General features: G+C 62.0%; 10 protein-coding genes. 3 read left to right on the top strand and 7 right to left on the bottom strand.

What is annotated here, in order from left to right:
• The first annotated feature begins 86 nt into the window (after positions 1-86).
• The 3 genes from QN219_RS21420 (at position 87) to QN219_RS21410 (ending at position 4,278) form a co-directional block, all read left to right on the top strand.
• Positions 87-1,169, top strand: coding sequence for a substrate-binding domain-containing protein (locus tag QN219_RS21420; protein ID WP_269275282.1), 1,083 nt, complete (start codon positions 87-89; stop codon positions 1,167-1,169).
• Positions 1,170-1,250: 81 nt separating this feature from the next.
• Positions 1,251-3,503, top strand: a complete 2,253-nt coding sequence (locus QN219_RS21415) for an ABC transporter permease (protein ID WP_284001969.1) — start codon at positions 1,251-1,253, stop codon at positions 3,501-3,503.
• Complete coding sequence (locus QN219_RS21410) at positions 3,496-4,278, top strand: ATP-binding cassette domain-containing protein (RefSeq protein ID WP_284001968.1); 783 nt, start codon at positions 3,496-3,498, stop codon at positions 4,276-4,278. Before QN219_RS21415 ends, QN219_RS21410 begins: the two co-directional genes overlap by 8 nt.
• 13 nt (positions 4,279-4,291) lie before the next feature.
• On the opposite strand, the gene QN219_RS21405 is transcribed toward QN219_RS21410, so the two are convergent.
• The 7 genes from QN219_RS21405 to QN219_RS34030 form a co-directional block, all read right to left on the bottom strand.
• Entirely contained in the window at positions 4,292-5,299 is a 1,008-nt protein-coding gene (locus QN219_RS21405) for a ScyD/ScyE family protein (protein ID WP_284001967.1), read from the bottom strand.
• A complete protein-coding gene (locus QN219_RS21400) occupies positions 5,278-6,042 on the bottom strand; it encodes an SUMF1/EgtB/PvdO family nonheme iron enzyme (RefSeq protein WP_284002071.1) in 765 nt (254 codons plus the stop codon). The genes QN219_RS21405 and QN219_RS21400 overlap by 22 nt, the downstream gene beginning before the upstream one ends.
• Positions 6,035-7,096: a sn-glycerol-3-phosphate ABC transporter ATP-binding protein UgpC gene (locus tag QN219_RS21395; protein ID WP_284001966.1), complete on the bottom strand. Its 1,062-nt coding sequence runs from the start codon at positions 7,094-7,096 to the stop codon at positions 6,035-6,037. Before QN219_RS21395 ends, QN219_RS21400 begins: the two co-directional genes overlap by 8 nt.
• A gap of 3 nt (positions 7,097-7,099) precedes the next feature.
• Positions 7,100-7,966, bottom strand: a complete 867-nt coding sequence (locus tag QN219_RS21390) for a carbohydrate ABC transporter permease (protein WP_284001965.1) — start codon at positions 7,964-7,966, stop codon at positions 7,100-7,102.
• Positions 7,967-7,971: 5 nt separating this feature from the next.
• Positions 7,972-8,898 (bottom strand): sugar ABC transporter permease, encoded by a 927-nt coding sequence (locus tag QN219_RS21385; protein WP_284001963.1) that lies wholly within the window; start codon positions 8,896-8,898, stop codon positions 7,972-7,974.
• 99 nt (positions 8,899-8,997) lie between these two features.
• On the bottom strand, positions 8,998-10,257 hold the full coding sequence (locus tag QN219_RS21380) for an ABC transporter substrate-binding protein (RefSeq protein ID WP_284001962.1): 1,260 nt from the start codon (positions 10,255-10,257) through the stop codon (positions 8,998-9,000).
• Between the two features lie 278 nt (positions 10,258-10,535).
• Positions 10,536-11,099: a DUF930 domain-containing protein gene (locus QN219_RS34030; RefSeq protein WP_309486606.1), complete on the bottom strand. Its 564-nt coding sequence runs from the start codon at positions 11,097-11,099 to the stop codon at positions 10,536-10,538.
• Positions 11,100-11,612 lie beyond the last annotated feature (513 nt).

Raw genomic sequence — 11,612 nt, 5'->3', positions numbered from 1 at the left:
CTTGGCAAATGGGAGGAAGCTTTTCGGACCCTCTCAGTCACGCGCGCCCGAACGGCTTCCTCCCGTGATTGCAAGGGAGGACCAACATGAGGCGAGTTTTATTGTGCGCGGCATCGGTCGCGGCGCTATCGCTTTGCGCCCAGAACACCTTTGCCCAGTCCGGCAGCGTCGAAAAGGCAGTCGGCGGCTACAGCTTCGATGAAGCCGCCAAGGAAGCTCCGGAAACGAAGAACTTCCATTCGGCCGATGGCCATCTCACCTTCGCCATCGTGACCCACACCGCCGGCAACGGCTTCTTCGATCCGGTCTATGTCGGAGCCAAGGTCGCCGGCAACATGATTGGCGCGACCATCCTGCTGCTCGGTTCGGAATCGCCGGTGGACGATCCCGCCCGCGAGATCGAAATCCTGAACCAGATCGTGCAGGACCCGACGATCGACGGCATCATCATGACGACGCCGCAGGCCGGGGCATACAACGATATCGTCAAGGCCGCCGAGGCCGCTGGCATTCCGGTCGCCACGACCAATTCCTTCGACGGCACGATCCTAAACCGTAGCAGCATCAGCCATACCGGGCAGGACGCTTCGGCCGCTGCGATTGGCGGTGAGGCGCTCGCCAAATGCGTGCTCGATAGCGGCGCTACGTCAGGTTCGATCCTGCTGCCGTCATCGACCGCGATGGGCAACATCGAGGTTAACAACCGTGTTACTGCCGCCTTCAACGCAATCGTCAAGACGCTGAAGGATGCCGGCAAGCTCGACGCCTTCAAGGTCGACGCCGGTCCGGAAAACGTCGGCATCGACACGAACCCGAACGACCCGGTCAATGCGCTCGTGTCGCTGTTCGAGTCCCGCGGTGACGTCGTCGGCGCCTTTACCGCCAACAACGTCTTCACGCCGCCGCTGGTCAAGGCCGTCGAACAGATGGGGTGGACGAACAAGTTCTGCGCCTATGGCTTCGACCTCGGCCCGGCCCAGCAGGAAGGCATTGCTGCCGGCAACCTCACCGGCTCGCTCGGGCAGCAGCCGTTCCTGCAGGGCTTCTGGCCGGTGATGCAGCTTTACTTGCAGATCGACCGTGGCATTTCGGCCGCCAATCTTGATACGCGTGCCCAGCTCGTAACCAAGGAAACGGTCGCCAAGGTCGGCAAGCGTTTCGAGAACTGATGCCGGCGCATGCATCTGAGCAGATGCAGGAGGGCGCAAGCTCTCCCGCATCGTGATGACAGCAAGAATCGCAGGAACTCCATGACGCTCACCACGACGGCATCGCTCGGCCGTGCACCACCGCAGCTTGTCGGCGGCTGGGAAGCCGGCCTCCTGATCTTCCTCGCCCTGCTCTTTCTCGGCGGGGCGCTCGTCAATCCGGCCTTCTTCGGATCGACGGGTGCTCTTCACGCACTTTTGCGCGACACCTCCCGCGTCGGGATCATCGCCGTCGGCATGACTTTCGTCATCGCCAACAAGGACCTCGACCTTTCGGTCGGTTCTACCTACGGCCTGATCGCCGTGATCTTCGCCCGGCTGTTCGCGCCGAGTTTTCTCAATCTCGACATCGCGACGTCGGTGATCGTCTGCGTGCTTCTGGGTACGTTGATAGGGCTCGTCAACGGCATGCTCGTCACCGTCCTGAAGGTGCCGGCGTTCATCGCCACGTTAACGATCCTCTTCATCGGGCGCGGTTTTGTGCTGGCGCTGACGCACGGCCAGGCGATCTATTATTCCGGCAAAGCAAGGGATTACCCGCTCTTCTTCCACCTCGGCGGGAGCAACGTCTTCGGCTTCAACAACCAGATCGTCATCTTCGCCATCGTCGCCACGGTCGGCGCCTTGGTGCTCGCCAAAACCCGCTGGGGCTACGAGACTTTCGCCACTGGAGGCAACGAGCAGGCGGCGATTTATGCTGGTATCCCGACGAACTGGGTGCGCATCCGGGCCTATCTGATCTCATCGCTCTCGGCGACCCTTGCGGCGCTCCTGTCCGCGGCTCAGGACAAGGGCGTAACCCCTCTCTACGGCGTCACCTGGGAGCTTACCGTCATCGCATCCGTCATCATCGGTGGGGCGTCGATCCTTGGCGGCCGCGGCCGTGTCATCGGTTCCTGTCTCGGCACCGCCGTCGTCGTGCTGATCGACAAGGTGCTGCGTGAAGGCTGGCCGATCACGCGCACCATCGTGATCGACGGCGAGAGCATCGCCGTCAACGCCCGATACACCCTGCCCGCAGGTGCCGTGCTGGTGTTTCTCGGGCTGCTCCTCGTCATTGCGGTGCTTATCGAGCCGCACCTCATTCGCCGCCAGCTTGCGGCGCGGTTCTGGGCGTGGCTACGCGGCCAGCCACCGCCGCCCGCCTACGAGATGGAGGGTGTGGCGCTCGAGGGCGTGCAGACAAAGGGGGCGATCGCGACGGACGTGACGCCGTCAACCACCGCGCTCGGTCGGTTTCTCGGCCGCCGGGATGCGCTCGCGATCATCCTGACTGCCGTCCTGTGGCTGACCGGCTTTGCGCTCAGGCCCGATTATTGGTGGAACCTCTCCAACACCTTCGCGATCATGCTCAACTATACCGAGCTGGCGCTGATCACCGTCGGTCTCACCTATGTCATCGCCGCCGGCGATATCGATCTCTCCGTCGGCGCCGTGCTCGCCCTTGCCGGGAGCACCGCGGCCTATTTCCTGAAGGTGCTGGGCGCCGACCCGGTCACCGCCGTGACGATGGGCCTGCTGGCGGGGATGGCCGCCGGCCTCGTCAATGCCGTCGTGACCGTCGGCTTCAAGCTGCCGGCCTTCATCGCGACGCTCGGCATGTTCTACATCGCCCGCGGCCTCGCTGCCTGGTTCGTCGCCGGCCAGCAGTTGACCGGTTGGCCTGAGGGCTACAACCTCATCGGCCGCAAGGTGAATGACATCCTCCTGCACATGCAGATCATGCTGCCGGACGGGCTTCTGCGCGCAGTCGCCCTGGTCGTAAGCGTGCAGACGATCTGGATGCTCCTGGTGGCGCTCGTCGCCGGTGTCGTCCTTGCCTACACGCCGTTCGGTCAGCAGGTCTACGCCACCGGTGGGAACATCCGGGCCGCCGCCTATGCCGGGATCAACACCAATCGCGTGCGGTTTCTTTCGCTGCTGTTGGCCGCCCTCTGCGCGACCATGGCCGGGATCATCAACGTCGCCTATTTCCGCAGCTTCAACCCGGTGGCCGGCCAGTTCCGTGAACTCGATGCGATCGCTGCAGTCATCATCGGCGGCGGTTCGATCTTCGGCGGCTACGGCACGATGATCGGCGCGCTCGCCGGCGCGGCCGTGATCACGCTCGTCCGGGCACTGCTGCAGCTCAATGTCCAGGGTTTCAGCATGCCGCAGCATTGGATCAACGTCTTCATTGGCGGCATCCTCATCGTTGCGGTGTTGGTCGACATCTGGGTTCGCCAGGCCAACCTGTTCGGCCGCCTGCGCGAGCGTCTTGCGCGCCAGCGAGCCCCGGAGACCGGCCATGCCTGACAGCCCCCGAAATGCTCCGATCGTGGAGATGCGCGGTATCGAAAAGGCCTTCGGAGCGGTGCAGGCGCTCAGAAGCGTCGACCTCGTGCTCTACCCGGGCGAGATCCTCGGCCTCGTCGGCGACAACTCGGCCGGTAAATCCACCCTGATGAAGATTCTGACCGGCGCCTACCAGCGCGACGCCGGCGAGATCTTCGTGGCCGGAAAGCCGGTCCACTTCAAGAGCCCGCACGAAAGCCGCGCGGCGGGCATCGAGATGATCTACCAGGACTTCGCCCTTTGCGGAAACATGGATGTCGGCCAGAACATCTTTCTAGGCCGTTGGCCGCGTCGGGGCTTCTTCGTCGATCGACGGCGGATGTATGCCGAAGCCGACAGCGTGTTGAAGCGCCTCAAGGTGGATGTGAATTCGGTCTACCAGAAGGTCGAGAGCCTATCGGGCGGCCGCCAGCAATCGGTGGCGATCGCCCGGGCGATCTCGTTCGAGCCGCGCGTGGTGATCCTCGACGAGCCGACGGCCAACCTCTCGGTGATGGCGACCGAGCGGCTGCTCGAGACCATGCTGGAACTGAAGAGACAGGGCGTCGCCCAGATCATCATCTCCCACCGCCTCGTCGACATTTTCGCCGTCGGTGACCGCGTCATGGTGCTGAAGCGCGGCGAATATGTCGGCGACCGCTACATCGAGAACACCGATGAGCACGAGGTGCTGGAGATCATCGTTTCGGGAACGCGCGAGCAGGCGCTTACGGCCGATCAGGCAAGACTAGGATGAATGCTCGTCAACGTCATGGCGTCGGTTCCCGAGTCAGGAAATGGAGATTCCCGGCGAGTTCGGAAACGACGAGCCGCCGCTCGTCCCAGACGAGGACGGAGACCGGTCGTGTCAGCCCAGCGAGAATGGTCTGCCGGGCGCCCGTCGTCTTATCGAGTTTGAGCAATCGGCCGCTCCCCTTCAGAAAACCTTCCTTCTGGCCGTAACGACCATGCTCGAGGACAAGCATCCCGCCATCCGCGTCGAAGGCGATTGCCACTGGCGCGTTCAGGCCCCCGACATCGACCTGCGGCTGCGCAGCGCCGCCCGTCTCTGGAGCTGAAACGATCTTTCCCGCGCCGTCGAGGAAAGGAAATCCGCCGAACAGCGCGACATGGATGCGCCCGTCGCGAAGGGCGATGCCGGTCGGCACCGCATCGACTTCGTACCCATTCTCTTCGGTAAACTCCGTCGGAGAAAGCTGCCGCAATGCCGTCGTTGCCTGCTTCATGCGGCGAAAGGTCATGATCGTTTGTTTCCGACCGTCCGCCTGCATGCGTTCGACACTGTTTCGTGCCGAGTCGATGACGTAGTACGTTCCATTGGTAACGGCGAAGTCGAACGGATTCCAGAAATCGCTGCTGATTACGCGAAGCTCGCCGCCCTCGCCGATCGCCACGAGAGCATGGTCAAGCGGCCCTTCGCCGGCATCGACCGGCGTCCACCCTTGAGCCACGATCAAAGCATTCCCGACGTGCACGACGCGATAGGGGCCGGTGTGGTCGCCGATCACATCGAGGCCGTGCGGAAGGGCCGGACCGAAGGCGACAAGTTCACCACCTGGCTCACGCCGGTAGAGCCGGCCGCTGGCGAGATCGGTCGCGAGCAGCGCCTCACCGTCGCGGGATAGGCCAGAGAAAGCAGCACCTGGTTTGCTGACAGTTTCCAGTCTATAGCCCCGCGCGGCTATCGGTTCGGCAGCGGCGCCGGCTGCCAGGAACAGAAGACCGGTGGCGATGATCAGGGCTTGGAGCGAACGCATCGGAAGCCGCCATTGGCTGCAAAACGGAATTCCGGATCATAGGCGAGGCGATAGGTCGTGGTAAGATGGGCTGGATCGCTATTCCAGGCGCCGCCGCGAAGCACGCGATACGGCCCGAAGTTCACCGCCTCCGTCCCGCCCTCATAGGGTGCATAGACATCGCTGGTCCATTCCCAGACATTGCCGACGAGATTGAGGACGCCCTCCCCGCTCGCACCGTCGGCAAAAGCGTCCGCCGGAGCGGTCATAGGATAGCCGTCGCGTGCATCGCCGGAACAGCAGCTATCCGTGCCAAAATTGGCCGGCACCGCCTTGCCGGCGCGCGCGTTCCAGGGAAATGGCGGACCCTTCTTTCCCCGCGCAGCCCTTTCGTATTGCTGCTCCGACGGCAGCGAGAGGCCGTAGTGACGGCAAAAGGCCACGGCGTCTTCCCAACTGACGCCGACCACCGGCCTGTCGTCCAGGCCGAGAATCGGGTGATTTGCATAGAAGGCCGCGCGATGCCCGGTCGCCTCGACGAAGCGGCGGTATTGCCGGTTCGTGATCTCGGTGCGGTTAATGGAGAATGCCATTCCCGCGATCACCCGGCGTGGGCGCTCGTTTTCGGGACCGTCGTCGCGACCGAAGACAAACGGGCCGGCGGGGATCTCCATCAACGGATTGCCATTAATCGGCCCTCTATCGGCCGCAGCCGCGGGGGACGTCATGGCAATGATGATGGTCGCGGCGCAAAGGTTAGACATCGACACGGGATTGTGTCTCCCCGTCGAACAGAAATACGCGATCCGTCGCAACCTTGACGCCGATCCGCTGGTCGATCTGACCGCTGAAATTCTTGTCGGCCCTAAGCGTCATAAGTCGAGCAGCGAGCCGCAGGCTGACGAGTGTACTGTCGCCGGTGAGTTCGACCGAATAGATCGGCGCAACCAGATTGACGTCGGGATCGTCGACGCGAGCTGCATGGACGTCTTCCGGACGCACGCCGAGAACGGCGCGGGCAAGGCTCACCCGGCTGAGCCCGCCGACCCTAAGACCGGCACTCGCAAACACGCCATCCCTCACCTCGCCGGGAATGAGGTTCATCGATGGCGAACCGATGAAGCCGGCAACGAAGAGCGTGCGCGGATCATTATAGATTTCCCGCGGCGTTCCGAGTTGCTCGATCACGCCCTTGTTCATCACCGCGACGCGGTCGGCGAGCGTCATCGCCTCGATCTGGTCGTGGGTGACGTAGATCGTCGTGACTTTGAGTTCATGCTGAAGATGCTTCAGTTCCGCGCGCATCTGGGTGCGGAGCTTGGCATCGAGGTTGGAAAGCGGCTCGTCCATCAGGAAGACGCGCGGCGTGCGCACGATCGCGCGCGCAAGCGCCACGCGCTGACGTTGTCCGCCGGAAAGCTCTCTCGGCAGACGGCCCAACAGGCTGTCGAGCTCCACGCGACGCGCCACCTCGACAATCCGCCGTTTGCTTTCGGCCGACGGCACTTTGCGGATTTTCAGCGGATAGCCGATATTCTGCTCGACGGTCAGGTGCGGATAGAGCGCATAGGACTGAAAGACCATCGCCACGTCGCGATATTTGGGCAGTACGCCATTGATGCGGTCCGCGTCGATGTAGATGTCGCCCGACGTCGCTTCCTCGAGCCCCGCGACCATGCGCATGGTCGTCGTCTTGCCGCAGCCGGAGGGTCCGAGCAGGACGAGGAATTCCTGGTCCTTGATCTCGAGGTTGAAATCCGTGATGGCGACGAATTCGCCGAACTTCTTCGAGACGTTTTTGAACGTAACCGACGCCATGGCTCAACCCTTGACAGCCCCAAGGGAGAGCCCCCGGACAAGATGCTTCTGGACGATGAAAGCGAAGATGACGATCGGAACACAGGCCATAAAGCCGGCAGCGCTGATCTCGCCCCAATAGGTGTTGTACTGCGTCACCCGCCCGGCAATGCCGATCGGCAGCGTCTGCGACTGCTCGGTCAGCGTGATGATGAGGGACAGCAGGAACTCGTTCCACGAGATGATCAGACAGAAGATGGCCGTTGCGGCGAGCCCCGGCCGGGCGAGCGGCAAGGCTACATGCAGGAAGGCGCCCCAGCGCGTGTCCCCGTCGACGACCGCGGCTTCCTCCAGTTCGACCGGAAGGTCCTGGAAATAGCTCTTCATCATCCAGGTCGCGAACGGCAGGTTGAAGGCGGTGTAGGCGATGACGAGCGCCGACTTCGTGTTCAGCATGTCGAAATAGTTGAAGAACAGATACAGCGGAATGATGCTGACGATCGGCGGCATCATGCGTGTCGACAGGATCCAGAACGAAATCTGCTTGCGCCACTGCCACGGATAGTTGAAGCGCGCGAGGGCATAGCCCGCCATGGTGCCGAAAACCACGGAAACGGTCGTCGTCCCGACTGCGACGAGGAAGCTGTTCAGTGCGTAGCGGAGGAAAGGACGCTGGATGAACGCTTCGTCATAGTGTTTCAATGTCGGGTTCCGCGGCAGCCATTCCGGTGGCACGGCGAAAATGTCGATATCGAACTTGAACGAATTGGCCGCGATCCAGTAGATCGGAAAAAGCGTGAGGATCAGTGCAACGAGGATCGCCAGGTAGGCCGCCAGGCGGGTGAGCACTTCCCTGGTGCGGCTGCGTCTATGGAGGGTTCTGGGGGTCATCGTCGTCAATCCGCCAGCCGCATGCGTTTCATGAACCAGGTGCTGAGAATGATCGTCACGAACAGGACGAACAGCGATATCGCCGCCGCATAGCCAGGGTCGGCGAAACGGTAAGCGACCTGATAAATGTAAAGACTCAAGACCTTGGTGCGATCGGCCGGGCCGCCGCCGGTCAGGATGAAAACCAGATCGAAGAGACGCAGCGCATCCATGACCCGCAGCAGCAGCGCAATGGCGATCACCGGCTTCAGGAATGGCAGCGTCAGATCCCAGAATTGCCGCCAGGACGAGGCACCGTCGAGTGCTGCCGCCTCGTAAGGTTCCACCGGCAGACTTGCGAGGCCCGCCAGCATCAGCAGGAATATGAAGGGTGTCCACTGCCAGACGTCCGCAACGATGATCGAAAACATCGCGAGGTTCACGTCGCCCGCCCACGCCTGCAAGGGAAGACCGAGGCGGTACATGATTTCATTTAGCACGCCGAATTGAGGCTCGTAGATCAGTTTCCAGGTGATGGCGACCGCGATCGGCGGCAGCATCATCGGGATCATCAGCACCGTTTTCAGAAACGTCAGCCGGCGAATGAATTTGTCGAGGAGCAAGGCCAGGCCGAGACCGAGGAGAAACTCGACCGCCACCGCCACGACGGTAAAGACGACCGTGTTGCGGAGCGCGACGTGAAACTGTGCGTCTGACAGAAGGCGCGCAAAATTGCCCGGACCGACGAACTCCCACGGCAGATCAGGGTTCGGGCTGATCTTGTGAACCGCTGCGTAGAACATGTAGAGGCTCGGAAAGATCGTCAGCGCCAGCAATATCAGGACGGTCGGCGCGAGCATCAGGTAGCGCAGATGGCGCTCCGCCCACCGCTCCAGGGGCCCCCCCGGCGGAGACTGCGCAGTCAACGTGCCGTCGTTTGCGGATTTCAACATCGGTCTCTCTCGCAGACCTCGTCTCACCTCTTGATCAAGGCGGTCGTCATCCCCTGATGAGAACGGGGCTTAAACGCCCCGTCCACACAGGATTGCCGGTTATTTGAGGCCGGTGATCTGCTCGACCGCCGCCTGCGCGTTCTTCAGCGCCTCCTCCGGCGTGATCGTGCCGGCAACGGCCTTGGAAAGCTCTATGCCGAAGGCATTTTCTATCTCCGGCCATTTCGGATGGCGCGGACGCGGGGTCGAAGCCTGGATCGCCTCCATCAGCACCGGATAATGCCGGAATTTCTCCTGTTTGGTCAGTTCCGGATCGGTGAAGACCGAGGCCCGGACGGGGGGATTGCCGCGCTCGGCGGAAATCTTGATCTGCTCAGGCGACGTCGCCCAGAGCATGAAGTCGAAGGCCTCCTGCTTGTTCTTCGACGCCGACATGATGCCCATGGTCCAGTGGCCAATTTCCGAGCTGCCCGGCTTTGTTCCAGCCGGAATGGGCCCATAGGAAATCTTGCCGACCATTTTCGACTGGCTCGGATCCTCGAAGGTCGCGACCCAGTTTGGCCAGTTGATGGATGAAGCGGACGTGCCCGCGGCGAGTGCCGTGCCGACCTCGTTCGCGTTGTAGCTCTCCACTCCTTTCGGCGAGACATCGCGCAGCGCCATGAACATCTTCATGGCGGCAGCACCTTCCGGCGTGTCGATCGTGACCTTGGTGCGATCGGCATTGAAAAGATCGGCCCCATAGGACCAGAAGATCGGCATGAAATCGGCAACGACGGGATTGCCCTGACCGCCGCGGAAGACATAGCCGAAATAGCGGCCGCCCCCGCCTTCCGTCAGCGTCTTGCTCGCCTTCAGTACGTCGTCCCAGGTTTTCGGGGCATCGACGCCGGCTTCCTTGTACTTGGCGGCATCATAGAAGAACATCTGCGCATTTCCCACATAGGGCAGGCAGACATAAGGCCCGGAATTGTACGGGTTGCGGCAGATCGCCAGCGACTTCGACAGGAAATCGTTGTCGGGTCCTTCCATTCCGGCGTTCTTGAAGAAGGGCGTCAAGTCCTCCAGATGCCCGTTTTCGGCAAAGAACGGAATCCATGGATCGTCCATCAGGACGATGTCGAAGATGCCGGACTTGGTGGCGCCGGCATTAGCACCTTGCTCAAAGACGTTGGCATAGGGCGCCTGGACGGTCTCGACCTTCGTGCCCTTCATCTTCGCGTAATCCGCGGCCGCAGCTCTGAGGCCGTCGCCTTCACTGCCCGACGGCACAAGGATCGTGATATCGGCCCATGCGGCGCCGCTGATCGCGAGCGCGGACGCCGCGGCAGCCAAGGTGAGAAACAGTTTACGAACCATCATACACCTCCCATTCCGAGTTGTTATTCAGAGGCCGCTTTTTCACAGGAGGACCTCACCCTATCCGGCATGGCGGAGACGCTGACTCGACGCGGGTTATGGCAACTGAAACTGATCCGGCGTCTCCCCGAGCCGGAATTACTCCCAAAGATCAATCCTATCATACTGCGCGCTTTCCTCATAAGCGCTTCATTAGGGATAGCTTAGATGATCTCCTGGCGTTCACCAGCGAACGGGCTTGTTTCGGAGTTCAGGCGGCAGGGTCTCTTCGCGCCACTTCAATTCAGCGGCAACTGGCGCGCGTCCCATTCGCTTTTCGGCACCGCGCCGCCGATTGCGAAGCTGAAGGAAACCACCGCCGTCGCATCGGCGTCGACCTCGCATTTGAAGTCGACGTTGTACCAGTTCGCCTTGCTGCGGTAGGCGCCGCCCCGGGCGGTCAGCGCCGAAGGCGAAATAATCCCACCTGTCGGACCATAGGGAACGAGCATGTCCGGAAACGCGCCCGGTCTTTGGCTGCGCACCTGCTCCAGCGCCTCGATGCTGCAGATCTGCACTATGCGTTTCTTGACGGGGAGCTTCCCGAGTGCCTGCTTGACGCGCGGGTTTGAAAGCGCGTTTGGCGAGAAGAGTTCCTTCGCCGAAACGAGTTCGCCGGATTTCTGGTCGGTCTTGGCGCCCGCCGGATCCGCGGCCTCTTGCTTCTCGCCTTTTTCCTGTAGCGGCCTTTGCGCGGGAACCGGCACGCTTTCAAGGGCGGCTGCTTCAATCTCGCTTTGCCCGGTTGCCGAGTCCGGCTGCGGCGTTTCCAACACCGGCGGCGCCGGTTTGTCTTCGGGCATTTCGCGCGCGGCAGTCTCTGGTTTGGATGGCCCCGGCTTCGGCTGTTCGACGGCTTTCGGAGCGTCTTGCGTCTCGCCCTGTTTCGGCGGCGGTTGCCGTGCTTCGTTTACATCAGCGCGCGCTGAAGCGGATTCGAACGCCTGCGGCCGTGAGGCTGATGGTTTGGCGCCTGATTTGGCCGGGGCGGGCGGCTTTTCTTGCGCTTTCGGGCGCGGTGGCGAAACAAGCTCTACATTGACGCTCTGCTCTTTCTCGGGCTCCGCCGGTGCCTCGGGCAACCGAAAAAGCAACAAGAACGCAAGCGCCAGATGCAGGGCAACCGACGTCGGCATGCCCCATCCGATCTCTCTCTTCGGCGCCTTGACGAACTGTTGCATTGCTCAAAAGACAGCGGGCTGCACGGGCGGAAGCCAGATCGCATGACGAAGCAGTTTCTGCCCCATGACGCTCCAGCCGATGACGGTCAACGTCAAATAAGGACTTGAATTGCTCTGAACAAGCGGAAAGTCCCG

This window comes from Sinorhizobium sp. 8-89 (genome assembly GCF_030124325.1).
Taxonomy (GTDB): Bacteria; Pseudomonadota; Alphaproteobacteria; order Rhizobiales; family Rhizobiaceae; genus Sinorhizobium.
Note: the sequence above shows the minus strand (reverse complement) of the source record. Positions and strands in the feature narration are given on the sequence as shown.

Bases quoted from the DNA above. Each gene is read 5' to 3' on its own strand.
- QN219_RS21380 (WP_284001962.1), bottom strand. From the start codon at position 10,257: ATGGTTCGTAAACTGTTTCTCACCTTGGCTGCCGCGGCGTCCGCGCTC.
- QN219_RS21405 (WP_284001967.1), bottom strand. From the start codon at position 5,299: ATGCGTTCGCTCCAAGCCCTGATCATCGCCACCGGTCTTCTGTTCCTG.
- QN219_RS21400 (WP_284002071.1), bottom strand. From the start codon at position 6,042: ATGTCTAACCTTTGCGCCGCGACCATCATCATTGCCATGACGTCCCCC.
- QN219_RS21385 (WP_284001963.1), bottom strand. From the start codon at position 8,898: ATGTTGAAATCCGCAAACGACGGCACGTTGACTGCGCAGTCTCCGCCG.
- QN219_RS21410 (WP_284001968.1), top strand. From the start codon at position 3,496: ATGCCTGACAGCCCCCGAAATGCTCCGATCGTGGAGATGCGCGGTATC.
- QN219_RS21415 (WP_284001969.1), top strand. From the start codon at position 1,251: ATGACGCTCACCACGACGGCATCGCTCGGCCGTGCACCACCGCAGCTT.
- QN219_RS21390 (WP_284001965.1), bottom strand. From the start codon at position 7,966: ATGACCCCCAGAACCCTCCATAGACGCAGCCGCACCAGGGAAGTGCTC.
- QN219_RS21420 (WP_269275282.1), top strand. From the start codon at position 87: ATGAGGCGAGTTTTATTGTGCGCGGCATCGGTCGCGGCGCTATCGCTT.
- QN219_RS34030 (WP_309486606.1), bottom strand. From the start codon at position 11,099: ATGCCCGAAGACAAACCGGCGCCGCCGGTGTTGGAAACGCCGCAGCCG.
- QN219_RS21395 (WP_284001966.1), bottom strand. From the start codon at position 7,096: ATGGCGTCGGTTACGTTCAAAAACGTCTCGAAGAAGTTCGGCGAATTC.